General features: G+C 72.6%; 27 protein-coding genes. 15 read left to right on the top strand and 12 right to left on the bottom strand.

Annotation, left to right across the window (positions count from 1 at the left end; genetic code table 11):
• Positions 1–945, bottom strand: a complete 945-nt coding sequence (locus ACCP09_RS35160) for a glucosyl-3-phosphoglycerate synthase (RefSeq protein WP_433753144.1) — start codon at positions 943–945, stop codon at positions 1–3.
• 48 nt (positions 946–993) lie between these two features.
• On the opposite strand from ACCP09_RS35160, the gene ACCP09_RS35155 reads away from it, so the two are divergent.
• Entirely contained in the window at positions 994–1,665 is a 672-nt protein-coding gene (locus ACCP09_RS35155; protein ID WP_027932407.1) for a lysophospholipid acyltransferase family protein, read from the top strand.
• Positions 1,666–1,902: 237 nt separating this feature from the next.
• Here ACCP09_RS35155 and ACCP09_RS35150 read toward each other — a convergent pair whose 3' ends face one another.
• Genes ACCP09_RS35150 through dapE form a run of 3 tightly spaced genes read right to left on the bottom strand, consistent with a single transcriptional unit; the run spans position 1,903 to position 4,342 of the window.
• Complete coding sequence (locus ACCP09_RS35150; RefSeq protein ID WP_123683849.1) at positions 1,903–2,469, bottom strand: TIGR00730 family Rossman fold protein; 567 nt, start codon at positions 2,467–2,469, stop codon at positions 1,903–1,905.
• On the bottom strand, positions 2,470–3,240 hold the full coding sequence (locus tag ACCP09_RS35145; RefSeq protein ID WP_017986898.1) for a TIGR00730 family Rossman fold protein: 771 nt from the start codon (positions 3,238–3,240) through the stop codon (positions 2,470–2,472).
• A 25-nt stretch (positions 3,241–3,265) separates the two neighbouring features.
• The gene (dapE, locus tag ACCP09_RS35140) at positions 3,266–4,342 is read right to left on the bottom strand and encodes a succinyl-diaminopimelate desuccinylase (RefSeq protein WP_400990047.1); all 1,077 of its coding nucleotides are present in this window, start codon (positions 4,340–4,342) and stop codon (positions 3,266–3,268) included.
• Positions 4,343–4,376: 34 nt separating this feature from the next.
• Between dapE and ACCP09_RS35135 the strand changes: the two genes are divergently transcribed.
• From ACCP09_RS35135 to ACCP09_RS35125, 3 genes are all read left to right on the top strand, one after another.
• Positions 4,377–4,811 carry a hypothetical protein gene (locus tag ACCP09_RS35135; RefSeq protein ID WP_027932410.1) on the top strand — a complete coding sequence of 145 codons (435 nt, stop codon included), beginning with the start codon at positions 4,377–4,379 and terminating at the stop codon, positions 4,809–4,811.
• Between the two features lie 15 nt (positions 4,812–4,826).
• Positions 4,827–5,807 carry a 2,3,4,5-tetrahydropyridine-2,6-dicarboxylate N-succinyltransferase gene (gene dapD, locus ACCP09_RS35130; RefSeq protein WP_027932411.1) on the top strand — a complete coding sequence of 327 codons (981 nt, stop codon included), beginning with the start codon at positions 4,827–4,829 and terminating at the stop codon, positions 5,805–5,807.
• Positions 5,808–5,873: 66 nt separating this feature from the next.
• Positions 5,874–6,785 (top strand): CHAD domain-containing protein, encoded by a 912-nt coding sequence (locus ACCP09_RS35125; protein WP_037322655.1) that lies wholly within the window; start codon positions 5,874–5,876, stop codon positions 6,783–6,785.
• A 31-nt stretch (positions 6,786–6,816) separates the two neighbouring features.
• Here the strand turns inward: ACCP09_RS35125 and ACCP09_RS35120 are convergent, their stop codons facing one another.
• Positions 6,817–8,193 carry an FAD-dependent monooxygenase gene (locus tag ACCP09_RS35120; RefSeq protein WP_433753122.1) on the bottom strand — a complete coding sequence of 459 codons (1,377 nt, stop codon included), beginning with the start codon at positions 8,191–8,193 and terminating at the stop codon, positions 6,817–6,819.
• 70 nt (positions 8,194–8,263) lie between these two features.
• Here ACCP09_RS35120 and ACCP09_RS35115 point away from each other — a divergent pair, with 70 nt between their 5' ends.
• Complete coding sequence (locus tag ACCP09_RS35115) at positions 8,264–8,860, top strand: TetR/AcrR family transcriptional regulator (protein WP_433753120.1); 597 nt, start codon at positions 8,264–8,266, stop codon at positions 8,858–8,860.
• On the opposite strand, the gene dapC is transcribed toward ACCP09_RS35115, so the two are convergent.
• A complete protein-coding gene (gene dapC / locus ACCP09_RS35110; RefSeq protein WP_433753118.1) occupies positions 8,854–9,948 on the bottom strand; it encodes a succinyldiaminopimelate transaminase in 1,095 nt (364 codons plus the stop codon). The genes ACCP09_RS35115 and dapC overlap by 7 nt on opposite strands.
• Positions 9,945–10,265 carry a ferredoxin gene (gene fdxA / locus ACCP09_RS35105; RefSeq protein WP_020420964.1) on the bottom strand — a complete coding sequence of 107 codons (321 nt, stop codon included), beginning with the start codon at positions 10,263–10,265 and terminating at the stop codon, positions 9,945–9,947. The genes dapC and fdxA overlap by 4 nt, the downstream gene beginning before the upstream one ends.
• Before the next feature lie 117 nt (positions 10,266–10,382).
• Between fdxA and ACCP09_RS35100 the strand changes: the two genes are divergently transcribed.
• Genes ACCP09_RS35100 through ACCP09_RS35080 form a run of 5 tightly spaced genes read left to right on the top strand, consistent with a single transcriptional unit; the run spans position 10,383 to position 14,328 of the window.
• Positions 10,383–11,129 (top strand): GNAT family N-acetyltransferase, encoded by a 747-nt coding sequence (locus ACCP09_RS35100; RefSeq protein WP_433753115.1) that lies wholly within the window; start codon positions 10,383–10,385, stop codon positions 11,127–11,129.
• On the top strand, positions 11,126–12,121 hold the full coding sequence (gene cofD / locus ACCP09_RS35095; protein ID WP_027932417.1) for a 2-phospho-L-lactate transferase: 996 nt from the start codon (positions 11,126–11,128) through the stop codon (positions 12,119–12,121). The genes ACCP09_RS35100 and cofD overlap by 4 nt, the downstream gene beginning before the upstream one ends.
• Entirely contained in the window at positions 12,114–13,448 is a 1,335-nt protein-coding gene (locus ACCP09_RS35090) for a coenzyme F420-0:L-glutamate ligase (RefSeq protein ID WP_433753113.1), read from the top strand. The genes cofD and ACCP09_RS35090 overlap by 8 nt, the downstream gene beginning before the upstream one ends.
• A complete protein-coding gene (locus ACCP09_RS35085; protein WP_433753111.1) occupies positions 13,445–13,975 on the top strand; it encodes an NUDIX hydrolase in 531 nt (176 codons plus the stop codon). Before ACCP09_RS35090 ends, ACCP09_RS35085 begins: the two co-directional genes overlap by 4 nt.
• A complete protein-coding gene (locus ACCP09_RS35080; protein WP_433753141.1) occupies positions 13,972–14,328 on the top strand; it encodes a GntR family transcriptional regulator in 357 nt (118 codons plus the stop codon). The genes ACCP09_RS35085 and ACCP09_RS35080 overlap by 4 nt, the downstream gene beginning before the upstream one ends.
• 66 nt (positions 14,329–14,394) lie before the next feature.
• On the opposite strand, the gene ACCP09_RS35075 is transcribed toward ACCP09_RS35080, so the two are convergent.
• Both ACCP09_RS35075 and ACCP09_RS35070 read right to left on the bottom strand, forming a co-directional pair.
• On the bottom strand, positions 14,395–15,291 hold the full coding sequence (locus ACCP09_RS35075; RefSeq protein ID WP_027932421.1) for a DNA-3-methyladenine glycosylase family protein: 897 nt from the start codon (positions 15,289–15,291) through the stop codon (positions 14,395–14,397).
• Positions 15,291–16,370: a sugar phosphate nucleotidyltransferase gene (locus tag ACCP09_RS35070; protein WP_027932422.1), complete on the bottom strand. Its 1,080-nt coding sequence runs from the start codon at positions 16,368–16,370 to the stop codon at positions 15,291–15,293. Before ACCP09_RS35070 ends, ACCP09_RS35075 begins: the two co-directional genes overlap by 1 nt.
• 145 nt (positions 16,371–16,515) lie before the next feature.
• Between ACCP09_RS35070 and ACCP09_RS35065 the strand changes: the two genes are divergently transcribed.
• Entirely contained in the window at positions 16,516–16,857 is a 342-nt protein-coding gene (locus ACCP09_RS35065; protein ID WP_378334720.1) for a hypothetical protein, read from the top strand.
• Here the strand turns inward: ACCP09_RS35065 and ACCP09_RS35060 are convergent, their stop codons facing one another.
• Positions 16,858–17,730, bottom strand: coding sequence for a glycosyltransferase family 2 protein (locus ACCP09_RS35060; protein ID WP_123683857.1), 873 nt, complete (start codon positions 17,728–17,730; stop codon positions 16,858–16,860).
• A gap of 107 nt (positions 17,731–17,837) precedes the next feature.
• On the opposite strand from ACCP09_RS35060, the gene ACCP09_RS35055 reads away from it, so the two are divergent.
• Positions 17,838–18,371, top strand: a complete 534-nt coding sequence (locus ACCP09_RS35055) for a hypothetical protein (RefSeq protein ID WP_378365891.1) — start codon at positions 17,838–17,840, stop codon at positions 18,369–18,371.
• Between the two features lie 113 nt (positions 18,372–18,484).
• On the opposite strand, the gene ACCP09_RS35050 is transcribed toward ACCP09_RS35055, so the two are convergent.
• Both ACCP09_RS35050 and ACCP09_RS35045 read right to left on the bottom strand, forming a co-directional pair.
• Positions 18,485–19,633 carry a glycosyltransferase family 4 protein gene (locus ACCP09_RS35050; RefSeq protein ID WP_433753108.1) on the bottom strand — a complete coding sequence of 383 codons (1,149 nt, stop codon included), beginning with the start codon at positions 19,631–19,633 and terminating at the stop codon, positions 18,485–18,487.
• A gap of 42 nt (positions 19,634–19,675) precedes the next feature.
• Entirely contained in the window at positions 19,676–20,725 is a 1,050-nt protein-coding gene (locus ACCP09_RS35045; protein WP_433753106.1) for a glycosyltransferase family 4 protein, read from the bottom strand.
• Between the two features lie 18 nt (positions 20,726–20,743).
• Here ACCP09_RS35045 and ACCP09_RS35040 point away from each other — a divergent pair, with 18 nt between their 5' ends.
• The 3 genes from ACCP09_RS35040 to ACCP09_RS35030 are packed head-to-tail and all read left to right on the top strand — an operon-like array spanning position 20,744 to position 25,268.
• The gene (locus tag ACCP09_RS35040; protein WP_433753105.1) at positions 20,744–21,649 is read left to right on the top strand and encodes a glycosyltransferase family 2 protein; all 906 of its coding nucleotides are present in this window, start codon (positions 20,744–20,746) and stop codon (positions 21,647–21,649) included.
• 36 nt (positions 21,650–21,685) lie between these two features.
• A complete protein-coding gene (locus ACCP09_RS35035) occupies positions 21,686–24,190 on the top strand; it encodes a glycosyltransferase (protein ID WP_027932429.1) in 2,505 nt (834 codons plus the stop codon).
• Positions 24,183–25,268 carry a glycosyltransferase family 4 protein gene (locus tag ACCP09_RS35030; protein ID WP_433753103.1) on the top strand — a complete coding sequence of 362 codons (1,086 nt, stop codon included), beginning with the start codon at positions 24,183–24,185 and terminating at the stop codon, positions 25,266–25,268. Before ACCP09_RS35035 ends, ACCP09_RS35030 begins: the two co-directional genes overlap by 8 nt.
• Positions 25,269–25,411 lie beyond the last annotated feature (143 nt).

Below are 25,411 nucleotides of genomic sequence, written 5' to 3'. Positions count from 1 at the left end.
TCAGAATCGTGACACACCCGGGCGCGGTTCGTCCCCCGAGCGCACCTCGCGCATCGGCGGCCGGTCGGCGACCAGGACGTCCGACTCCAGCGGCACCCACGCCCCGGCCTCGGCCACGAACTGGGTCAGCGTCCCGGAGCCGCCCGCGCCGACCCCGCACCGGGCCAGCGCCGTGCCGAGGATCTGCCGAGCCATGACGCCCAGCTGCAGCAGCGACCGGTTCCGGTGCTTGCGCACACCCAGATTGACCTGCGCGAGCCCGGCCATCCCGTAGCGGGCCTCGGCGTCGAGCAGCAGCCCGATCTCCACCCCGTACCCGGCCGCGAACGGCACCGACTCGAGGAACTCGCGCGTGGCCGCGTACTCGCCGCCGAGCGGCTGGACCACCGCCGACAACGCGGGCCGCAGCGCGGACAGCACCGGGCGCGCGAGCAGCTCGGTCACCCGCCCGCCGCCGTGCCCGGCCTCGGCGGACTCGACCCGCAGCGGCCGCCGGTAGAACCCCTTGACCAGGTGCACGCCCTCGGTCAGCAGCAGCGGGCCGAGCAGCGCGGGCACGAACCCGGGGTCGGGGTCGACGAGGTCGGAGTCGAGGAACACGACGAGGTCACCGGTCGTCGCCGCCAGTGACCGCCACAGCACCTCGCCCTTGCCGGGCAGCGGTTCGAGGCCCGGCAGCACGTCCTCGCGGCGCACCACCCGCGCGCCTGCCGCCGCCGCGACCTCGATCGTCGCGTCGGTGGAGCCGGAGTCGACGACCACCAGCTCGTCGACGAGGGTGCCGACCAGCGGCCGCACCGACGCGACCACCTCGCCGACCGTCTTCTCCTCGTCGAGGGCGGGCAGCACCACCGACACGGTGCGGCCCGCTTTCGCCCGTACCAGGTCAGCGGGGTCGAAATCGGGCTCCTGCCACGTGCGCAGGGCGAACCAGCCGGTGTCCATGACCGCCGATCGTGCCATGCTGGAAATGACGACGAACTGGAGGAACCCGTGCTTTACCAGCTGATCCGTCTCCTGGCCGTACCGGTGGTCAAGCTGATCTACCGGCCGGAGGTGCGCGGCGTCGAGAGGGTTCCCGCGTACGGCCCGGTGATCCTCGCGCCCAACCACCGGGCGGCCGTGGACACGACACTGCTGGCGCTGGTCAGCCCGCGACGGGTGCGGTTCCTCGGCAAGGCGGAGTACTTCACCGGCAAGGGCCTCAAGGGCCGGTTGATGGCCGCGTTCCTGGACGCGGTGGGGTTCGTGCCGGTCGAGCGCGGCAACGCGAAGGCCGGGCTGGCGGCGCTGGAGTCCGGCCGCAAGGTGCTCGACGACGGCGGCGTGTTCGGCATCTACCCGGAGGGCACGCGCTCGCTCGACGGCCGCCTGCACCGCGGGCACACCGGGGTCGGCTCGCTGGCGCTGGCGACCGGGGCGAAGGTCGTGCCGGTGGCGCTGACCGGGACGGAGAAGCTGCTGCCCAACGGCAAGCTGTTCCCGCGATTCGCGAAGGTCACCGTCGAGTTCGGGGAGCCCTTGGACTTCTCCCGCTACGACGGGCTGGACGCGTCGCCCGCGATCCGGCGAGCGGTCACCGATGAGGTGATGTACGCGATCGCCGAGTTGTCGGGACAGGAGTATGTGGACAAGTACCACAAGCGGCCTGGGGAGGCGGCTTGAGCGGGCGCTACGCGCGTATCTGAACTGCGCCGGCTTCGCTTCGCTACGCGCGGATGAGAAGTGCCCTCCCGAACCCGATCTTTCAGTGTTTTAGCGGCCGAGCAGGCGTGTCAAGGCTGGAAAGAGTACCTTGACACGCCTGATCGGCCGCCAAAGAAGGCTGGGGATCGGGTGCGGGAGGCGGGCTGGTTCGGGAGTGGTTCCGTTTCGTTGCCGGGTGGCGGTTTCGTGGTGGTGTTACTGCCACTTGGCGGTGGTGGGGGCCTCGTATTTCGCGAACGCGTCCAGGAGTGTGGCGGGGTCCTCGTCGACGAAGACCAGGTCCCGGTGTTCCGGGCGCAGGAACTTCTCGGTGACCATGTGGTCGATGAACTCCTGGAACGGGCGGTAGTACCCGCGCACGTCGAGCAGGCCGATCGGCTTCCCGTGCAGGCCCAGCTGGGCCCAGGTCCAGACCTCGGCCAGCTCCTCCAGCGTCCCGGCGCCGCCGGGCAGGGCCAGGAACGCGTCGGCGTACTCGGCCATCTTCGCCTTGCGTTCGTGCATGTCGGCGGTCACCACGAGCTCCGACAGGCCCGCGTGGGCGATCTCCACCCGCTTGAGGTGCTCCGGGATCACGCCGATCACCTCGCCGCCCGCCGCGAGCGCGCCGTCGGCCACCGCGCCCATCAGGCCGACGCTCGCACCGCCGTAGACCAAGCCGATGCCGCGCTCGGCGAGCAGCTTGCCGAGCGCCGTGGCGGTGTCCACGTACACCGGGTCGCCGCCGCCGGAAGAACCGCAGAACACACAGATTCGCTTCACTTAGTGGGTGTCCTCCCAGGCCTTGTAGGCCTCCTCGACCATCGCCACCGCCTCGTCGACGTCGTCGGTGAGGTGCAGCAGCGCCAGGTCCTTGTCACTGATCTTGCCCTGGGCGTGCACCGAGTCCCGGACCCAGTCGTAGAGCCCGCCCCAGTAGGACCGTCCGAACAGGACCACCGGGAACTTCGTCACCTTCTTGGTCTGGACCAGGGTGAGCGCCTCGAACAGCTCGTCCAGTGTGCCGAACCCACCGGGCAGGCAGATGAACGCCTGCGCGTACTTGATGAACATCGTCTTGCGGGTGAAGAAATACCGGAAGTTCACCCCGAGATCGACCCACGGGTTCAGGCCCTGCTCGAACGGCAGCTCGATGCCCAGCCCGATGGACAGCCCGCCCGCCTCGGACGCGCCGCGGTTGACCGCCTCCATCGCGCCCGGCCCGCCACCGGTGATCACCGCGAACCCGGCGTTCGCCAGGCCCGCGCCGATCTTGCGGCCCAGCTCGTACTCGGGGTGGTCGCGGGGCGTGCGGGCCGAACCGAACACGGTGACCGCGCGCGGCACCTCGGCCAGCGCGCCGAAGCCCTCGACGAACTCGGCCTGGATGCGCATGACCCGCCACGGATCGGTGTGCACCCAGTCGCTGGGCCCGCGCGAGTCGAGGAGGCGTTGATCGGTCGTGGTCGGCTCGATGCGACGCTCGCGGCGCAGCACGACCGGCCCCCGCTGCTTCTCCCGCGGGTGCTCGGGATACTCGGACGTTCCGTCCACTTCTGGCCCTGTCACGCCGCCGAGCTTACTGGCCCAGGAAGTCCCGCAGCACGCGCGTGACCTGCCGGATCTCCCGCGCCGCGACGTGCTCCTCGCGGGTGTGCGCGAGGGTCGGGTTCCCGGGACCGAAGTTCACCGCGGCCATGCCGAGCGCGGCGAACCGGGCGACGTCCGTCCACCCCAGCTTCGCCGCCACCGCGCCGCCGGCGGCTTGGACCAGCTCGGCCGTCGCGGGAGCGGTCAGCCCGGGCAGCGCGCCCGGAGACAGGTCCACAACGGACAGTTCGTAGCCGTCGAACACCTCGCGCAGGTGCTTTTCGGCCTGTTCCGGACTGCGGTCCGGGGCGAACCGGAAGTTCACCGCGAGCACGGCCTCGTCCGGCACGACGTTGCCGGCCACCCCGCCGGAGATCCGCACGGCCTGCAGGCCCTCGCGGTAGGTCAGGCCGTCGATGTCGACCACCCGCGCCTCGTAGGCCTCCAGCCGCCGCAGCGGCTCGCCGAGCGCGTGGATCGCGTTGACGCCCATCCAGGCCCGGGCAGTGTGCGCGCGCTTGCCGGTCTGGCGCAGCTCGACCCGCATGGTGCCCTGGCAGCCGGCCTCGATGACCGCGTTCGACGGCTCCCCGACGATCGCCAGGTCACCGGCCAGCCACTCCGGCATCTCCCGCTCGATCCGGCCGAGACCGTTGCGCACGGCCTCGACCTCCTCGTTGTCGTAGAAGACGAACGTGACGTCGTGACGCGGCTCGGTGACCGTGGCGGCCAGGTGCAGGAACACCGCGTCGCCGCCCTTCATGTCGACCGTGCCGAGCCCGTGCAGCACCTCGTCGTCGCCGGAGCCCTCGCGGCGCACCGGCAGGTTCTCGTTGACCGGCACCGTGTCCAGGTGCCCGGCCAGCACCACGCGGGACGTCCTGCCGAGGTTCGTCCTGGCCAGCACGGCGTCGCCGTTGCGCACCACTTCGAGGTGCCCGGCCTGCGCGAGCAACGCGGCCTGCACCGCGTCGGCCAGCGCCGCCTCCTGCCCGGACACGCTCTGGACGTCCACCAGCGTGGCGGTCAGGTCGACGGGGTCGGCGTGCAGGTCGAGAGTCGTCATGTCCCGACTCTAGGGGGTGTCGTACGGTGGGCGGATGCGCACGTGGAAGGCCCTGATCACGCTCGGTGCGCTGGCACTCGTGCTGGCCGGCTGTTCGAACGAGGCCGGCCCGACCCCGAAGGGCGGCGCGGGCCAGGCGGAGACGCCCTACGCCCTGTCGGTCAAGCTCAACGCCCTCACCGCGGACACCTGCTTCCGCGACCCGGCCGGGCAGACCCCGCGCGGCTGCGGCAAGTACGTCACCGAACTGGGCAGCACGCCGGGGCTGGTGCGCGAGCAGGCCGGGCCCAAGCACCCGGACCTGGTCGCGGCGGCGAACGGCCTGGAAAAGGCCATCGGCGACTACCGCGGCGGCCACTGCGACGCCGTCGCCGACCCTGGCGGGGCGTGCACCACGGCGCTCACCGCGATCGCCGACAACCTCCGGTCGGTCAAGCAACTGGTGGACACCCAGCTCGTGACCGGCTGAGTTACGGTTGGGGCCGTGAGCGAGCAGAGCCCCAACCCCGAGACCACCGGTGCGCACGGCGTCGGCCTGGCCACCGTCACCACCGACGGGACCGTGCTGGACACCTGGTTCCCGCAGCCCAAGCTGGGCGAGCCCGGCACCAGCGGAACCGAGCGGCTGACCCGCGAGCAGGCCGCCGAGGTGCTCGGCGAGGCCGCCGCCGCGCTGCTCGGCCCGGACGAGGCCCGCGGCGTCGAGGTGGTCGCCGTCCGCACCACCATCGGCACGCTCGCGCAGGCGCCGGCCGACGCGCACGACATCTACCTGCGCCTGCACCTGCTGTCGCACCGCCTGGTGCAGCCGCACGGGCAGAACCTGGACGGCATCTTCGGCCTGCTGGCCAACGTCGTGTGGACCAACCACGGCCCGTGCCCGGTCGAGGGCTTCGAGCAGACCCGGCTGCGGCTGCGGGCGCGCGGCCCGGTCACCGTGTACAGCGTCGACAAGTTCCCGCGCATGGTCGACTACGTGATGCCCGCCGGCGTCCGGATCGGCGACGCCGACCGCGTGCGCCTCGGCGCGCACCTGGCCAACGGCACCACCGTCATGCACGAGGGCTTCGTCAACTTCAACGCGGGCACGCTCGGCGCGTCGATGGTCGAGGGCCGCATCTCGGCCGGTGTGGTCGTGGGCGACGGCACCGACGTCGGCGGCGGCGCGTCGATCATGGGCACGCTGTCCGGCGGCGGCAAGGAGGTCATCTCGCTGGGCGAGCGCTGCCTGATCGGAGCGAACGGCGGGGTCGGCATCTCACTCGGCGACGACTCGGTGGTCGAGGCCGGGCTCTATGTCACGGCCGGGACGAAGGTCGTGGTCGAGGGCAAGACCGTCAAGGCGCGTGAGCTGTCCGGGATCTCCGGCGCGTTGTTCCGGCGCAACTCCGAGACCGGTGCGGTCGAAGCCGTTCCGCGGACCGGGGCGGGCATCGAGCTGAACGAGATGCTGCACGCCAACTGACCAGGGTGCGATTTTCGTTCACCTATCATTCATGTGGTGAGCACCGCCACGTTGTCATCCCGTGTCGTGACCGCCGGTGATCTCGGTCTGCCCGAGGCGCCGCTGACAGCCGGCCCCCGCGACACCCCGGAGTCCATGCTGCGGGCGCGGATCGACGAACAGCTGCGTGCGATGCTCGCCCACGAACCGGGCACGCGCTCCGGCGCCGATCCCGAGGACCTGCACCAGATGCGTGTCGCCGTCCGCCGGCTCCGCAGCGCGTTGAAGCTGCTGGGGCCGGCGGGCGACGACGTGCGGGCCGAGCTCAAGTGGCTCGGTGCCGGGCTGGGCGAGGTGCGTGACCACGACGTGCTGATCGACCACCTGCGGGCCACGGTCGCGTCGTTCGACGAGTCCGACCAGCAGGCGGGCGCGCGGCTGGTGCGGATCTTCGTCGCGGAGCGCGCGAAGGCGAAGCGCCGCCTGAACCGGTGCCTCGGCAGCGCCCGGTACGCGGCGCTGTTGCGGTCGACGGCGCGGTTGGTGCTCACGGAGTTGCAGCTCACCCCCGGGGCCGCACCCGGACCGGTCGATGTCGCCGCCGTGGTGCGGAAGCCGTACCGGAAGCTGACGAAGGCAGTGGCCGCGCTGCCTGCCGACCCGCCGGACGACGAGCTGCACGAGCTGCGGATCCACGGCAAGCGGCTGCGGTACGCGGCGGAGACGGCGAAGTCGGCGGCGCGGAAGAAGCAGGTCACACAGGTGCGCGAGCTGATCAAGGCGACGAAGCGGCTGCAGGACGTGCTGGGCGACCACCAGGACGCGGTGGTGGCCGCCGAGCGGATGCGAGCGCTACTCGACGCGACCGACGAGCCCGCCGTCGGTTTCGTCGCGGGCCGCATCGCGGAGCGCGAACTGACGCGGCGAGCCACCGCACGGGCCACCTGGGCGGCGGTGCTGGCAGACGTGGACGCGGCGGCCACCAAGGTCTGCGGCTAGCCAGCCACCCGCTCACCAGCGGCCACCCCGGCTAGCGGATCAGCACACCCACATAGCCGTCCGGCCGCACGACCACTTCCTTCGCGTCGTAGGCCGTGAAGGCGTGACCCTCCTCGTCGACCACTGACTTCCCCGCGCGGGACTGGCCGGGTCGCAGCACCGCGTAGGTGTGTGGCTCGTCCGGAGCGTCGCCGTCGAAGATCAGCCTCGTGGCGCGCGGGCCGCGGAACAGGTCGAACAGGCGGACCTTCGCGCCACTGTCGTCGAGGACCGGCGCGTCCGGCGCCCGGTCCCCCACCGCGAGGCCCGGCTCGTCCGACACCCGGTAGCTGATGTCGAGCTGCTGGGTGTCCGCACCGCGTTCGTGGGCCCGCTCGTCGCCGTCCAGGTGCCTGCGCAGCAGCTCCGAGGAGATCCCCAGCACCCGCTCGGCCACCGCCCGCCGCTCGGTTTCGTAGCTGTCCAGCAGCTCGGGTGAGCCGTCGGCCAGCTTCCAGCCCAGGTTGTAGGCGTCCTGCACGCTCGTGTTCAGCCCCTGCCCACCGGTCGGCGGGTGGACGTGCGCCGCGTCGCCGATCAGGAACACGCGGCCCTCCCGGAACCGCTTCGCCAGGCGCACGTTCGGCCGCCACACCGTCGACCACGCCAGCTTCCCCAGCCGCACCCGCGCGTTCAGACCGTCCAGAATGGACTGGAGCGTCTCGGCGGTCGGCTCCGCGTCGGCCTCCCCCAGCGGCGCGCCGAACTGGAACAGGCCGATCCCGGGCAGCGGGCTCATCATGACCCCGCTGCCCGGGTCCGCCGCACGCGCGAACCAGTAGCCGAACCCCGGGTCGAGGTCGGCCTCGACGTCACCCAGCAGCATCCGGAACGACTCGTCCGTGACGCCCTCGAACTCGATCCCCAGCGCCTTCCGCACGAAACTGCGCCCGCCGTCGGCGCCGACCAGGTAGTCCGCGCGCACCGTCTCGCCGGTCGACAGCTCCGCGGTGACCCCGGTGCCGTCCTGCGTGAAGCCGGTCAACTCCGCGCCCAGCTCGACCCGCATCCCGAACTCGGCCAGCCGGTCCCGCAGGATGCCCTCGGTCTGCGACTGCCCCAGCACCCAGCCGTTCGGGTAGGGCACGTCGGGTGTGGGCTCGCGCCGCTCGCCCATCCGGCGCTCCATGACGTACTCACCATCGAGGTGCACCCGGAAGGCAGGCATCTCCCGGCCCGCGGCCAGCACGGCGTCGATGACCCCGAGGTCGTCGAACACCTCCAGCGTGCGCGGCTGCAGCCCGTCGCCCCGGGAGCCGCGGAAGAACTCGGTCGCTTTGTCGACGATCCGCACGCCGATGCCGCGCCGGGCGAGGTCGATGGCCAGGGCGAGTCCAGCCGGGCCTGCGCCCGCGATCAACACGTCCATCTCTGAATCTCCATTCACTGAATTTGAATTCATGATGGACTTGCTAGCGTGCTCCCGTCAAGGAGGTGCCGTGAAGCGCAAGGAGAAGGCCGCGGAGACCGAGGCCGCGCTGAAGGCCGCGGCGCAGCGGCTGTTCGCCACGCGCGGCTACCTGAACACGAAGATCACCGACATCACGGCGGAGGCGGGCCGGGCGGCCGGATCGTTCTACAACCACTTCGCCGGCAAGGAAGAGCTGCTCGAATCACTGCTGGCGGACCTGGAGGAAGCCGGCGACGAGAGCGCCGACCAGCCGGGCCACAGCCCGGACTTCGCCGACCCCGCGGCGGTCCGCTTCCACGTCGAGGCGTACTGGCGCTTCTACCGCGAGCACGCGCCGACCCTGCGCGCGCTGCAGCAGGCGGCGATGGTCAACGCGGACTTCGCCCGCAAGCTCGCGGAGTTCACCCGGGCGCAGAACGAGGAGCTGACCGACCACGTCGACCACGTGACCAAGGCAGGCCACCGCCTGCCCGGCACCCCGCTCGCGAGCGTCACGATGATGACCACGGCGGCCGAGACGTTCGTCCGGCAGTGGCACGACGGCGTGGTGGACATGCCCGAAGAAGAGGCGCTCGAAGCCCTCACCCGGTTCGTCTACCGGGGCCTCACCGGCCGCGACTACTGACCGAGGCGCTCGGCGGCGGCTTCGACGCGCTCGTCGGTCGCGGTGAGCGCGACCCGCACGTGCTCGCCGCCCGCGGGGCCGTAGAACGTGCCCGGCGCGACCAGGATCCCGCGCTCGGACAGCCACCGCAGGGTCTCCCAGCAGTCCTCACCGCGGGTGGCCCACAGGTAGAGCCCGGCCTCCGAGTGGTCGATGCGGAAACCGTTGTCCTGCAACGCCTTCTGCAAGACGACACGACGGCGGGCGTAGCGCTCGCGCTGCAGCGACAGTGCGCTGTCGTCGGCCAGTGCGACGGTCATCGCCTCCTGGACCGGGCGCGGCACGATCATGCCGGCGTGCTTGCGCACCGCCAGCAGCCCGGCGACCAGCTCCGGGTCACCGGCGACGAACCCGGCGCGGTAGCTGGCCAGGTTCGCGGACTTCGACAGCGAGTGCACGGCCAGCAGGTTGTCGTGGCGGCCGCCGCACACCGACGGGTGCAGAATCGACACCGGATCGGCGTCCCAGCCCAGCGCGAGGTAGCACTCGTCGGAGACCACGATCACGTCCCGCTCGCGCGCCCACTCGACGATCTCGCGCAGCGCCTCGGCGTCCAGCACGCGACCGGTCGGGTTGGACGGCGAGTTCAGCCACACCATCGCGGGCGGCTCGGCGAGGCCTCGCGGGTCGTCGGCGCGCACGATCCCGGCGCCGGCCAGCAGCGCGCCGACCTCGTAGGTCGGGTAGGCCAGCTCGGGGATCACCACGGTGTCGCCGGGCTCGGCGCCCAGCAGCCGCGGCAGCCAGGCCACCAGCTCCTTGGACCCGATCGTGGGCAGCACCGCCGCCGGATCGACACCGGTGACCCCGTGCCGTCGGCTCAGCGCCTCGACCGCCGCCGCACGCAGCTCGGGCGTGCCGTGGGTGGTCGGGTACCCGGGGATCTCCGACACCGACGCCAGTGCGGCGCGGATCGATTCGGGGACCGGGTCGACCGGTGTGCCGACCGAGAGGTCGACGAGGCCGCCAGGATGGGACTTCGCCCGCGCCGTGGGCTCGGCGAGCGAGTCCCACGGAAAGTCGGGCAGGCCGGTGTCGCCGCGGTTCATTCGCCCTGCGGAGGCAGGTCCTTGATCCACTGCGGATCGTTGCTGGTCTTGCCGACCTTGGAGGCGCCGCCGGGCGAGCCCAGGCTGTCGAAGAAGTCGACGTTGGCCTTGGTGTACTCGGCCCACTCGTCCGGCACGTCGTCCTCGTAGTAGATGGCCTCGACCGGGCACACCGGCTCGCACGCACCGCAGTCCACGCACTCGTCCGGGTGGATGTAGAGCATGCGGTCGCCTTCGTAAATGCAGTCGACGGGGCATTCGTCGATGCACGCCTTGTCGAGCACGTCGACGCAGGGCTCGGCAATCACGTACGTCACTGCGATCTCCAGCTAGGTCCAAGGATCCACTACCGATCCTGGACATTACGCGCCGATGCGCGGACCTTCCAAAGTAAGGCCACCCTTAATCCGGGGATCGGCGAGCACAATGGGGACGTGGACTCCTCCGAGACGCTCGAACTCCGCTGCGCCGACGCCTGGCAGGCGGTGACCGTGGACAAGATCGGTGACTGGCGGCTTCGCGCCGCGGACGGGTTCACCGGACGCGCCAACAGCGCACTCGCCGTCGGCGACCCGGGAGTGCCGGTGGAGAGCGCCTTGGCGGCCGTTTGTGACTTCGCCCACGCCAACGGCATCCCGCCCGTCGCCCACACGGTCATCGGCAGCGCGAACGAGCGCGCGATCGAGGCCGCGGGCTGGGTGCCGAACACCGGCCACGCGGCCGGGCACCTGGTGTCCGTCCTCACCGGCCCGCTCGGCACGGGCGCCGACGAGGTGCCCGTCCTCGCCGCGCCGACCCCGGGCTGGTGGGAGCTGACCGTCGGACGGCCGGAACCGGCGGACGCCGAGCGGCACGTGCTGACCACCGGCGAAATCGGCTACGCGGTCGCCGAGGTGATGGGAGTCACAGCCGGTGCGGTGCGCGCGGCGGTGGTCGACGACGTGCTCCACATCGCCCGGCTCGCCGTCCGGCCCGGGTACCGCCGGCGCGGCCTGGCCTCGGCGTTGATGGCCGCCTGCGGACCGTGGGCGGCCGAGCGCGGGGCGACGCGGGCCGTGCTCCAGGTCGCCGTCGACAACGCCGGGGCGCTGGCGTTCTACGACCGGCTCGGGTTCGCCGAGCACCACAGGTACCGGTACTGGGTTCCGGGACCCCGGGCGTGCGAGGATCGCTCGCTGTGAAGGTTGTCGTAGTTGTCGGCGGGGTGGGCGGCGCCCGCTTCCTGCTCGGAGTCAAAGCCGCGCTGGGTCTGCCCCCGATCGGCCCTGGGGACTCGACGCACGAGATCACCGCGGTGGTGAACACCGGCGACGACGTGTGGATGCACGGCCTGCGGATCGCGCCGGATCTGGACACCTGCATGTACACGCTGGGCGGTGGGATCGACACCGAGCGCGGGTGGGGGCACCAGGGCGAGACCTGGGTGGTCAAGGAGGAACTGGCGGCCTACGGCGCCGAGCCGACCTGGTTCGGCCTCGGCGACAAGGACATCGCCACCCACCTGATCCGCACCCGCATGCTGCGCGCGGGCTACCCGCTGTCCGCGGTCACCGAAGCGCTGTGCGACCGGTGGCAGCCCGGCGTGCGGCTGCTGCCGATGACCGACGACCGGGTCGAGACGCACGTCGTCATCGACGACCCGGACGAGCCGGGCAGCCGTAAGGCGATCCACTTCCAGGAGTGGTGGGTGCGCTACCGCGCGGAGCCGCGGGCGCATTCGATCGTGCCGGTCGGTGTCGAGGAGGCCAAGCCGGCGCCGGGTGTGCTGGACGCCATCGCGGAGGCCGACGCGGTCCTGTTCGCACCGTCCAACCCGGTCGTCTCGGTGGGCACCGTGCTGGCCGTACCGGGCGTGACGGAGGCGCTGCGCAAGACCGCGGCCGGGGTGGTCGGCGTGTCGCCGATCATCAGCGGCAAACCGGTGCGCGGCATGGCCGACGCGTGCCTGACCGCGATCGGGGTGGAGACGTCGGCCGAGGCGGTCGGCATCCACTACGGGTCGCGGCAGACGTCGGAGGACGGGCTGCTCGACGGGTGGCTGGTCGCCGAGGGCGAAACCGTGCACGTGCCGGGCGTCGCGGTGCGGGCGGTGCCGCTGCTGATGTCCGATGTGGACGCCACCGCGGCCATGGCACGCGCCGCGCTCGAACTCGCTGGAGCCGAAGTTGAGTGACCACTCCGCCGCACGACTGGAGATCCTGCCGGTCCAGGGCCTGCCGGAGTTCCGGCCGGGCGACGACCTGACCGGCGCGATCGCGACCGCCGCGCCGTGGCTGCGCTCCGGCGACGTCGTCGTGGTCACCAGCAAGGTCGTGTCGAAGATCGAGGGCCGCCTGGTGCGCGTGCCCAGCGACCCGGAGGCCCGCGACGCGGCCCGGCGCGAGCTGGTCGAGCAGGAGTCGGTGCGGGTGCTGGCCCGGTTCAACCGGACCCTGATCACGCAGAACCGGATCGGGATCGTGCAGGCCGCCTCGGGCGTGGACGCGTCCAATGTGCACGGTGACGAGATCGCGCTGCTGCCCACCGACCCGGACGCGGCGGCGTTGGCCCTGCGCAACGGATTGCGCGAGCGGCTGGGTGTCGAGGTCGCGGTCGTCATCACCGACACGATGGGCCGCGCGTGGCGGGTCGGCCAGACCGACAACGCCATCGGGGCCAGCGGGTTGCGCGTGCTGCACTCCTACGAGGGCGAGGTCGACGGGCAGGGCAACGAGCTGCAGGTGACCGAGATCGCGGTGGCCGACGAGATCGCCGCGGCCGCGGACCTGGTGAAGGGCAAGCTGACCGCGACACCGGTCGCGGTCGTGCGCGGGCTGGAGATCGCCGACGACGGGTCCGACGCGCGGAAGCTGGTGCGGCCGTCGGAGGAGGACATGTTCTCCCTCGGCACGCGCGAGGCGATCGCGCAGGGCCGCCGCGAGGCGGTGCTGGTGCGCCGGTCGGTGCGCTCGTTCACCGACGAGCCGGTCGCCCCGGAGGCACTGCGTCGCGCGATCGGCGCGGGGCTGACCGCGCCCGCGCCGCACCACACGCGGCCGGTCCGGTTCGTGTGGCTGCGCGACCGTGGGCTGCGGACGAAGCTGCTCGAGGCGATGCGCGAGGCGTGGCGGGCGGACCTGTCCGGCGACGCGTTCACCGAGGAGCAGATCGCGAAGCGGGTGTCCCGCGGCGACATCCTGTTCGAGGCGCCGGAAGTGGTGATCCCGTTCCTGGTGCCGGACGGCGCGCACACGTACCCGGACGAGCGGCGCAACGCCTGCGAGCGGACGATGTTCACCGTCGCGGGCGGGGCCGCGGTGCAGGGGCTGCTGGTGGCGCTGGCGGCGGAGGACCTCGGCTCGTGCTGGATCGGGTCGACGATCTTCGCGGCCGACGTGGTGCGTGAGGTGCTCGGGCTGGAGCCGTCGTGGCAGCCGCTGGGCGCGGTGGCGATCGGGCACCCGGTGGGCGGGCCCGCGGCGCCGCGCCCACCGGCGCTGGACGGGCTGGTCGAGCTGTGAACCTGCACACCGATGTGGTCGAGACGCTGGAGAAATGGCAGCCCGGGACGGCAGGGCAGGAGGCGCTGCGGCACGCGTTCCTGGGGTTCCTCGCCGCGCGCGAGGACGCGTGCCGGCGGTCGTGCGCGGCCGGGCACATCACCGCGTCGGCCGTGGTGCTGGACGCTTCGCGGTCGCACGTGCTGCTGACGCTGCATCCGCGCGTCGGGCGGTGGTTGCAGCTGGGCGGTCACTGCGAGGACTCGGACACCTCGCTGACGGAGGCCGCGTTGCGGGAGGCGTCGGAGGAATCCGGGATGAGCGGGCTGACGATCTCGGCGGAGCCGGTGCACCTGGACGTGCACCCGATCACGTGCTCGCTGGGGGTGCCGACGCGGCACTTCGACGTGCGGTTCGTGGTCGTGGCGCCGGAGGGCGCGTCCCCGGTGCGCAGCGCGGAGTCGGACGACCTGCGGTGGTGGCCGCTGACCGCGTTGCCGCCCGGGAGCGAGGACCTGACGGAACTGATCGCGGCGGCGTGCGAATGATCGTCTCGGTCGACCCGGCGTCCGCGGTGCCGCCGTACGAGCAGGTGCGGTCCGGGCTGGCGCGGCAGATCAACTCCGGCGCGCTCGCGGTGGGCACGAAGCTGCCGACGGTGCGCGGGCTGGCGGAGGAGCTGGGCATCGCGCCGAACACGATCGCCCGCGCCTACCGGGAACTGGAGGAGGCGGGGCTGATCGAAACGCGCGGCCGGGCGGGTTCGTTCGTGGCCTCCTCGGGCGACGAGTCGCTGACCCGGGCCCGCGAGGCGGCCGAGACCTACGCCGCGGTGACCCGGGCTTTGGGGTTGTCGGGCGAGGACGCGCTGAAGATCGTCCGCGCCGCACTCGCCCACTGAGCGGAACTCACGCCCGCGAACGTGGGACTCGCGCAAGCCGCGCGAGTCCGGCGCTGGGAGTGCGCTTCACATCGCGCGGTAGTCCCGCGGCGAAAACCTCGGCCCGAACCGCGGCCGCGAGAAACCACTCGCCTCCAGGTAGCGCACCGCGCGCTGCCGCTGCGGCGCGTAGGGCGCCAGGACCTCCGCCATGCCCTCGTCGTCCAGGGGCTCGCCCACCAGCGCGTACCCGACCACCGCCGGGATGTGGAAGTCGCCGAAGCTGACCGCGTCCGGGTCGCCCCAGGCGCGCTGCGCGACCTCCGACGCGGTCCAGACCCCGATGCCCGGCACCTTCCGCAGCCACGCCCGCCCCTCGGCGCCCCGCAGCTCGACCGCCTTCTCCAGCCGGTGCGCCACCTGCGCCGCGAAGATCAGCGCCTTCCGCCTGCTGTGGTCCACCCCGGCGCGGTGCCACGTCCAGTCCGGAATGGACAACACAGCCGCGGGCGTCGGCGGCACCCGCATCCCCGCCGGGGCCGGGCCGGGCGCAGGCTCGCCGAACCACCGGCACAGCTCCCGCCACGACCGGCGCGCCTCGAACCCGGTGACCTTCTGCTCCAGCACCGCGGGCACCAGCACGTCCCACACCCGCCCGGTCGAGCCGAGCCGCAGCCCGGGCATGCGGCGCCGCACCTCGGCGATGCGGTCGTGGTGCGAGACGAACCCGCTGTCGTCGTCCTCGGCGCCGACCAGCGCGGGCACGCCGTCGAGCAGCCGGTCCGCCCCCGGGCCCCACGCGGCGGCCTCGATCTCGCCGTCCGGCAACCGCCGCAGCGCCAGCGTTCCCGGGCCGTCGGCGGTGTTGCCGGTCAGCCACGTCCGGCCGTAGTCGTCCGCCCGCAGGCACGGATCGCCCTTGCCCCGGCGCAACGGCCGGAGGACCGCGTCGAGGTCGAGGGGGAACGGCGGGCGGTAACGCATCAGGCGTCGCTGGAGAACCGGATCGAACCGTCGGGCAGGGTCACGTCCGGCCACACGCGGGCGCCGTCGAGCAGCTCGCACCCGGCGCCGACGACCGCGCCGTCACCGAGGACGACGCCCTTGAGCACGGCGCCCTTGCCGACGCGCGCGCCCACACCCAGCACGGAGTTCTCCACGACCGCATTCTCCGCCACGGACACCCGGTCGAACAGCACCGACCCACTGATCCGCGCGCCGGACGCGACGTGCGCCCCCGCGCCGACCGTCGAGCCGCCGGTGACGGCCGCGTCCGCCGCGACCTCCGCGCCGTCGAGGACCAGGGCCTCGCCGACCGGGCCGGGCAGCGCCGACGTGGGGGCCAGCCCGCGCACCAGGTCCGCGCTGCCGCGCACGAACGCCTCCGGGGTGCCGACGTCGAGCCAGTAGGAGGCGTCGACGAACCCGTGCAGGTGCGCGCCGCCCTCCAGCAGGCCGGGGAAGGTCTCACGCTCGACCGACACGCGGCGGCCTGCCGGGATCGACTCCAGCACCGGGCGGCGGAACACGTAGCAGCCGGCGTTGATCTGGTCGGTCGGCGGGTTGGGGGTCTTCTCCAGGAAGGCGGTGACACGGCCGTCGGCGTCGGTGGGCACCGAGCCGAAGCGGCTCGGGTCCTCGACGCGCTGCAGGTGGAGCGTCACGTCGGCATTCGTGTCGAGATGGGTCTGGACCAGTGCGCGCAGGTCGGCGCCGGACAGGATGTCGCCGTTGAAGATGACGGCGTGGTCGGCGCGCAGGTGGTCCGCGACGTTGCGGATGGCGCCGCCGGTGTCCAGCGGCTCGTCCTCGACGACGTACTCGAGGTCCAGCCCCAGCGACGCGCCGTCGCCGAAGTGCTCCTCGAACACCTCGGCGCGATAGGACGTGCCGAGCACCACGTGCCGGATCCCCGCGGCGCGGATGCGGGACAGCAGGTGTGTCAGGAACGGCACGCCCGCCGTGGGCAGCATCGGTTTCGGGGCGGACAGGGTCAACGGCCGCAGGCGGGTTCCCTTACCGCCGACGAGCACCACGGCATCGACATCAAGCTCCGATGTCACCTCGAAAAATCCTTCCCGTTATCACGCTCCGGTGGGCGACAAGCCGCGGGAAACAATGACGGCGACGGCCCGGAGGGCCTACCCTAGACAGCACACGGAGGGCCCCGTTCGGAGAGGGCCCACGTCGAGTCGGGAGGCCTAGGGGATGGACCCCCGCGATCGAGCGGATGCTCTGCTGGCCAGGGCACAGTCCCGTGGCGCGTTCGTCGTGACGCCGGACGCCGCGACCTCGCCGATGGACGCTTCGACCACCCAGCAGATCCCGCGGAACGTCGTGAACGAGATCGACAACGACGACCCGGACACGACGGCCGTGGTGCCGTCGTCGGTGATCGAGTCGGTGCAGGGCAGCCTCGCCGCGTCGAAACCGGACACCCACGTGAACATGGCGCCGGTGCAGCCCGAGGAAGAGGTCGACGGCCTGGTGCCGACGACCAAGACACAGACCGGGAACTCCGATTTCGCGCGGCGGCTGGAAGGCCTGTGACTACTTGCCGCGCGTCTCGAACTTCAGGCGCAGCTTGAGACCGAGCTTCACCGCGGCGAGCACCGGCTTCCAGGCCGGGCCGCGGTGGCGGTCGGCGAGGTAGCGGTAAGCGCTGTCGTGGTGGGCGGCCAGCATCTTCTTCGGCGCGCGGGACGTGGCCTTGCCGCCGATGTGGGTGACCGTCGCCGAGGGCACGTACACGTTGTGCCAGCCGGCGCGGCCGATGCGGTCGCCGAGGTCGACGTCCTCGAAGTACATGAAGTAGCGGGTGTCGAAGCCGCCGACCGAGTCCCACGCTTCGCGGCGGATGAGCTGGCACGAGCCGGACAGCCAGCCGGAAGTGCGTTCGCTGGGGGCGGCGTGTTCCTGGCGGTAGGCGCGGGTCCACGGATTGGCGGGCCAGATCTTGCCGAAGACGGCGTGGCCGACGCCGCGGCCGAGCGAGGGCAGCAGGCGCGCGGAGGGGTAGACGGTGCCGTCGGGGTCGCGGATGAGCGGGCCGAAGGCGCCGCCGCGGGGCCAGCGCTGCGCGGCCTCGACGAGCGTGTCCAGCGAGCCGGGTTCCCACTCGAGGTCCGGGTTGGCGATGACGATCCAGCCGTAGCGGTCGTCGAGGGTGGCCACGCCGCGGTTGGCGCCGCCGCCGTAGCCGAGGTTCTCGCCGATGCGCAGGACGTGGGTGTTCGTGCGCGTCTCGGCCCGGTCGAGGGCGTCGTCGGTCGAGTCGTTGTCGGCGACGACCACGTGGACGTCGCGGGTGCTCGCCTTTTCGAGGCTGTCGAGGAAGCGGTCGAGGTCCTCACCGGGGAAGTACGTCACGACAACCACGGCGACCCCGTCGCCGTAACGGCTCGGCTCGGTCACGCGGGCCATTGTGCCCCCACTACGCACCGCGACGGGGCAGGCACCCCTCGGTCGCCTGCCGCGGCAGTCCGCTACCGCACGGAGTCGTCCGTGTACTGCTCGTCCAAGATGGCTTGGTGCCGGTTCACGCCTTCATCGACGAATCCGCCCGGGCGCAGACCTACCTCATCTGTGTCGCGATCGTGGATCCCGCGCAGCTCTCGCCTGCCCGCAAGCAGCTCACGACGCTGCTCCTGCCGGGTCAGCGCGAGTTGCACTTCAAGACCGAGAAGCCGCCGCGCCGACGGCTGCTCGCGGACCGGATCGCGGGCCTGCCCGTCACGACCTACATCTACGCGACCGGCAGGACACCAAAGACCGAGGAGCAGGACCGGCAACGCTGCCTCGAGCGGGCCGTGCGGGACCTCATGGACCTCAACGCGCACCGGCTGGTGTTCGACAGCCGCGACCTCCGGGACAGGCACGACCGGACGACGATCTACCGGGCCCTCGGCCGCCGCCCCGCCGACACGAACATCACCTACGAACACCTGAACTCGGCCGGCACTCCCCTGCTGTGGATCCCGGATGCCGTGGCCTGGTGCTACGGCGCGGGCGGCGACTGGCGGCGCCGGATCATGCCGGTGGTGACGAAGGTGACCGAGGTCTAGACAGCGCAAAGCCCGTGAGACGACCGTCCGGACGCGTCACGGGCTCACTTCTCGGCCCTACGGGGGCCTCGCGTCAGTGACTATACCCCATCCGGCCGAACAGCGTCCAACGGCTACTGCTCCCGCTGGTGCAGGTGCCACGCCTTGGCATACGCCTCGCGGTGTTTGTCGGCGCTGGTGGACCACGAGAACTCCTTCGCGCGCCTCTGGGCGGCCGAGGCGAGGGACGCCCGGCGCGCGGGGTCGTCCAGCAGCTCGCCCAGTGCCACCGCCACGTCGCCGGGGCCCACGCCGCAGTACGCGACCGCGTCGCCGCCCACCTCGGGTAGCGACAGGCGCCGGGTGGTGAGCACGCAGGCCCCACAGGCCATCGCCTCCAGGACCGGCAGTCCGAACCCCTCGCCGAGGCTCGGGTAGGCCACCAGCTCCGCCCCGCCGAGGAAACCCGCCAGCGAGTCGAACGGCAGGTACCCGGCCCGGATCACCCGTAAGCGCAACGGGGCCGCCGCGAGCGCCTTCTCCACCTGCGTGTCCCAGCCCGGCTGACCGGCCAGCACGAGCGCGGGCGGGTCGGGCCGGTTCTCCACCGCTTTCACGAAACCCCGGATCAACGCGGGCACGTTCTTCCGCGGCTCCAGCGCCCCCAGGAACGCCACGTACGGCATCCGCTCCAGGCCGATCGCCGCCCGCGCGGCCCGCACCTCGTCCGGCGTCGGCGGGTGGAAGCGCTCCACATCGACGCCGTGCTCGATGATCTCCGGCTGCCGCCGCGGACGGGCCACCCGCGCCAGCTCCGACGCGGTCGCCTTCGACGGCACCACGCACAGCGTCGCCCGCTGCAGCGCCGTCCGCGTCCACCCGCGGAAGAACCGCGCCTTCACCGACGAGTGCAGCATGGCGTCGGTGAAGAACGTCGCGTCGTGCAACGTCACCACCGACGCCGACGGCCCCGCCAGCGGCATCGTGTAGTGCGGCGAGTGCACCACGTCCACCCCGAGCCGACGCGCCAGCGACGGCAGCGTCGTCTGCTCCCAGATCAGCCGCGCGGTGCGCGTCGCGGTGGACTGGACCGCCGGGACGACCCGCGAGCGCGGCGCGAGCCGGTCGAAGAGCCGGAAGTCACGCGGCTGGCAGACCACGGTGATCGGCGCGCCGCCCTCGTCCAGCGCCGCGACCAGCGAGTCCACGTAGCGCCCGACCCCGCCGCGATCCGCCGGCACGGCCGTGGCATCGATCAGGACGCTGGGTTCGCCTCTTCCCACTCGTGCAGGGTACGGCTGATCGGGATCGCGGTGGTCAGGAACTCACGAAGTGGCGCGGTCGTGAACCGCCCACACGGCCCGGGCCGCGGTCGCCCAGGAGAAGGACGCAGCCCGCGCCCGTCCACGAGCGACCAGGTCAGCGGCGAGTTCCGGACTGGACAGCACCTCGCGCAACGCCGCCGCCAGCCCCGCCGCGTCCCCGCGCGGGAACGCCATCCCCGCTCCCCCGGCGACCTCGACCAGCGCTGGCGCGTCCGAGTGCACCACCGGCACCCCGGCGGCCATCGCCTCCAGCAGCGGCAGCCCGAACCCCTCCGCGACGCTCGGCGCCGCCAGCACGGACGCGCGCCGCAGCACCGCGGCGAGCGAAACGTCGTTCAACCGTCCCAGAACCCGCACGTCCGCCCGGTTCCCGGCCATCGCGACCGGGTCCAGACCACCCCAGCCCGGCTGTCCCGCGAGCAGCAGCGGCACACCGAGCCGCGCCACCGCCTCGACCAGGACGTCGATCCCCTTGCGCGGCTCGATGGTCCCGATCGCCAGCACGTATTGCTCCGGCACGTCCACTTCGGGCAGGTCGTCGCGGGTGAACACGGCCGCCGCGCCGTGCCCGGCCACGGTCACCGGCACCTCGACCGGCACCCGCGCGCGCAGGTCGTCCGCCACCGCCCGCGTCGGCACGACGAGCCCCGAAGCACGCCGGGCTGCCCGCGCGATCACCGCGCGGTGCCAGCGCACCCCGCGCGGCGTCAGCGTTTCCGGGTGCGTCCACGGCACGGTGTCGTGCACGGTCACCGACAACGTCCGGCCGCGCGGCACCCGCGCCGGGGCCAGCGGGGTCGGCGCGTGCACGGCGTCCCCACCCGGCCAGTACGGCAACCCGGCCTGCCACGCCGCGACCAGCGCCCGCGGCGGCAACGGCAGCATCCGCGCGCCCGGCAACCCCGCCGCGTGCCGCGCGGTGACGGCTGACACCGTCCACCCTGGCGGCGCGGTCTCGGTCAGCGCGCGCAGCAGCTCCGCGGTGTAGCGGCCCGTCCCGCCGGGCACGGGCGCGAGCAACTGCTCGGCGATGACCACGAGTTCCGGCACGGCCCGTATTCTCCCGGTGTGCCGATCCGCAGCACCGTCGTGGTGGTCACCTGGCGCGGTGCCGCGCACATCACCGCCTGCCTGGACGCCCTCGCCGCCCAGACGCGCCCGCACCGGCTGCTGGTGATCGACAACGCCTCCGACGACGGCACCGCCCGCCTGCTCGCCACGCACCCGTCCGCGCCGGAGGTCGTCCGGCTGCCCCACAACGTCGGCTACGCGGGCGCCACGGCACACGCCTTGTCCGAAGTGGACACCGAGTTCACGGTGTGGCTCAACGACGACGCCGCCCCCGCCCCCGAGTGGCTCGCCGAGCTGGAGGACCACGTCGGCGACGCCGCGGCCGCCGGATCGCGCCTGGAATACGCCGACGGCCAGGTCCAGTCCCTCGGCGTGAACCTCACCGCGCACGGCCACGGCTACGACACCACGGAGACCCCGGCCTTCGGCTTCTGCGGCGGCGCCGCGCTGATCCGCACCCGCGTCCTCCGCGAAGTGGGCGGGGTGCCGGCGAGCTTCTTCTGCTACTACGAGGACACCGACACCGCGTGGCGGCTGCGGCTGGCCGGGCACGACATCGTGACGGTCCCCACGGCCCGTGTCACACACCGGCACGGCGCCAGCACGAACCCGGGATCCGACAGCTTCCACCGGTGGAACGAACGCAACCGGCTGCTCACCCTCCTGCGCTGCGCCCCGGCCGCGATCGCCGCGCGCGAGCTCGCCCGGTTCGCCGCGATCACCGCCCTGCTGCCGCTGAAGCGCGACGTGCCGGAAGCGCCCAATTTCCGCCTGGGCCTGCGGTGCCGTGTGCTCGGCGAAGTGGCCCTCCGGCTGCCCGGCGCACTGGCCGCGCGGAAGTCGATCACGCGCCGCTCGACGGTCGGCCGAGGCGCGGTCTGGGCGGCCTGGACCTCCCGATAGTCTCTGCGGACATACGGCGAGTACGGAGGTCGGGCGTTGGTCCAGGGGGACACACCACTGCCGCTGGTCTCGGTGATCTTGGTGAACTACCGGGGCGCGGAGCACACGATCGCCTGCCTGCGCGCCCTGCGCGAGGACCTCGACTACCCGGAGCTCGAGGTGCTGGTCGTCGACAACGCCTCGGGCGGTGACGACGTCGCGCGCATCAAGGCCGCGGCCGGCGACGCCCGGGTGATCGAGTCCGGCACCAACACCGGCTTCGCGGGCGGCTGCAACCTCGGCGCCCGGCACGCCCGCGGCAGCGTGCTCGCGTTCCTGAACAACGACGCCCGCCCGGACGCGGCGTGGGCGAAGGCGGCGGTCGACGTGCTGCGCGCCGAGCCGACGGTCGCCGCCGTGGCGAGCAAGGTCCTGGACTGGGACGGCACCGGTGTGGATTTCGTGGACGCCGGTCTGACCTGGTTCGGCATGGGCTACAAGCGGCATGCGGGCGGCCCGCTGGCCGACGTCGCCCCGGGCGAGCACGACGTCGCCAAGGACGTGTTGTTCGCCACCGGCTCGGCGATGTTCGTGCGCGCCGAGGTCTTCCAGGCGCTCGGCGGGTTCGACGAGCGCTTCTTCATGTTCTACGAGGACGTCGACCTGGGCTGGCGGCTCAACCTGCGTGGCTGGCGCGTGCGGTACGTGCCGGAGTCGGTGGCCTACCACCGCCACCACGGCACGATGTCCGAAGTGGACGCCCCGGACACCGGCCGGGAGACGTTCCTGTTGGAGCGCAACGCTCTCGCCGCCCTCTACAAGAACCTCTCCGACGAGACGCTGGCGAAGGTGCTGCCCGCCGCGCTGGCGCTGGCCGTGCGCCGCGCCACCGCCCGCGGCGAGCTGGACCCCACACAGCTGGACCTCGCCAAGGCCGGCCCGGTCGAGACCGCGCCAGTGGCGATCCCGCGCACCACGCTCGCCGGGGTGCTGGCCATCGACCAGTTCGTGGAGCTGCTGCCGTCGCTGGCCGAGTCACGCGCCGCCGAGCAGGCCGCGCGCGTGCGCACCGACGCCGACCTGATCCCGTTGATGCGCAAGGCGATGGAGCCGGCCTATCCCCTGCCGCGTTACCTGGACGCGCACGACATCCTGGCCGACGTCTTCGGCATCGAGGCCGTGTTCGGGCAGCGCCGCAAGGTCCTGGTGATCACCGGCGACGCGATCACCGACCGCATGGCGGGCCCGGCGATCCGGGCGTGGAACATCGCCACCGTGCTGTCCGCCGAGCACGACGTACGCCTGGTCACGGTCAACCCGCTGGCCGCGCCGCCGCCCGCGCCGTTCCCGGTGAGCGCGGCGAAGAAACGGGATCTGACCGAGCCGGTCGAGTGGGCGGACATCGTGATCCTGCAGGGCCACGTGCTGGAGATGGCGCCCGCGCTGAAGGCGCAGGACTCCAGCAAGATCGTGGTCTGCGACCTGTACGACCCGATGCACCTGGAACTGCTGGAGCAGGGCAAGAGCGCGCCGGACGACCGTCGTGCCGCCGATCTGGCCGGGGTGACGCGGGTGCTGGACGCGCAGCTGCTGCGCGGTGACTTCTTCCTGTGCGCGTCGGAGCGGCAGCGCCTGTTCTGGCTGGGGCACCTGGCCGCGCTGGGCCGCCTGTCGCCGCGGCTGTACGACGCGGACCCGACCACGCAGTCGCTGCTGTCGGTCGTCCCGTTCGGCCTGTCGCCGGAGCCGCCGGTGCGGACCGGCCCCGGCCTGCGGGCGACGCTGGACATCGACGGCGCCGACCGGGTCGTGCTGTGGGCGGGTGGCGTCTACAGCTGGTTCGACCCGCTGACGCTGGTGCACGCCATCGACCGGCTGCGGCAGCGGCGGCCGGACGTGAAGCTGGTGTTCCTCGGCATGAAGCACCCGAACCCCGAGGTCGCCGAGATGGACATCGGCGCGCGCACGATCCACCTCGCCGACCGGCTCGGGCTGACCGACAAGCACGTCTACTTCAACGAGCAGTGGGTGCCCTTCGGTGAGCGGCAGAACTGGCTGCTCGACGCGAACTGCGGCGTGACGACGCACTACGAGCACGTCGAGACCACGTTCGCGTTCCGCACCCGCGTGCTGGACTACCTGTGGGCGGGGCTGCCGATCGTGACCACGGACGGCGACGCGTTCGCCGACCTGGTCCGCGACGAGAAGCTCGGTGTCGTGGTGCCCGCCGAGGACGTGGACGCGCTGGCCGACGCACTGGAGCGGGTGCTGTACGACGAGGATTTCGCCGCGGAGTGCCGGGCGCGCATCGAGGTCGTGGCGCAGCGGTTCGCGTGGCCGACCGCGCTGGCGCCGCTGGTGGAGTTCTGCCGCGACCCGCGCCCGGCGGCCGACCGGCTGATCGGCGCGGCTCCGCTGACCGCGGAGGTGCCGCCGCGTGGCGCGGAGGCGGTGCGCCGGGATCTGGCCCTGGTGAAGGAGTACCTCGCCGACGGCGGCCCGAAGGAGCTGGCGCGCCGGGTCGCGGGCCGGGTGCGGAAGGTAGCCCGCCGTCGTGGCTGAGCGAGCGCTCCGGGTCCTGCTGGACGGCACGCCGTTGCTGGGTGACCGGACCGGCGTCGGGCGCTACACCGCGTCCCTGGCCGAAGAGCTCGCCTCCATGTCCGATGTGGACATGCGCGCGGTGGCGTTCACCTTGCGCGGCTGGCGGCGGTTGCGTTACGCGCTGCCGCACGGCGCGCGGGCGCGGGGCATGCCGGTCGCCGCGCGGATGCTGCGCAAGGCGTGGCTGCGGTCGACGTTCCCGCCGATCGAGCTGTTCGCCGGCCGCGCCGACGTGGTGCACGGGACGAACTTCGTGCTTCCCGGCTCGGTGCGGGCCGCGGGTGTCCTGACCATTCATGATCTGGCGTTCCTGGACGCGCCCGGCGAGTTGCCGCCCAGCGACCGCGAACTGCCGGAGCTGGTGCGCCGCGGCGCCGCCCGCGCCGACGTGATCTGCACGCCGACGGCCGCGGTGGCGGACGCGGTGGCGACCCGGCTCGACGTGGACCGCGGCAAGGTCGTGGTGACGCCGCTCGGTGTGGACGCGGCGTGGTTCACCGGCCGCCCGCCGGACGAGCCGATGCGGGAACGCCTCGGGTTGCCGGAGCGGTACCTGTTGTTCGTCGGCGCGGCCGGCCCGCGCAAGGGCATGGACTGGCTGCTGAAGGCCCACGCCGCGGCCGAAGACCTGCCGCCGCTGGTGTTTTCCGGGCCGGGTCCCGCGCCGGGCACGCCCCGCAGCCGCCGCCTCGGCTACCTGTCCGAACGGGACCTGCACAACGTGATGGCCGGGGCGGCCGCGCTGGTGCTCCCGTCCCGGGACGAGGGTTTCGGCCTGCCCGTGCTGGAGGCGCTGGCCTCGGATGTGCCCGTGGTGTGCTCGGACATCCCCGCGCTGAGGGAGATCTCCGGCGGCTTCGCGCGGCTCGCACCGTACGGCGAGGTGGACGCCCTGATCACCGCGCTGCGCGAGGCCGTGGCGGAGTCGCCGCTGGCGTCGAGGTCCGTGGAGCGCCGTGCCCACGCCGCGAGTTTCACGTGGCGCCGCACAGCGGAGACAACGCTGGCGGCCTACCGCCAAGCCACCGAGCGTTAGCGCAAACCCCACGCCCCGAACACACCCCGAGCTGGGTGGTCATCCCGTCGCCTGACACGCAACGATCACCTTGAGCCAGGGCCGCAACCCAGCCCGCCACCCGCAGGCCGAACATGCCAACCTTGCGGCCCTGGCTCAAGGTG

Source organism: Amycolatopsis sp. 3B14 (assembly GCF_050958625.1).
GTDB classification, from domain to species: Bacteria; Actinomycetota; Actinomycetes; order Mycobacteriales; family Pseudonocardiaceae; genus Amycolatopsis_E; species Amycolatopsis_E thermoflava.
This window is presented reverse-complemented; position numbering and strand designations above follow the sequence as displayed.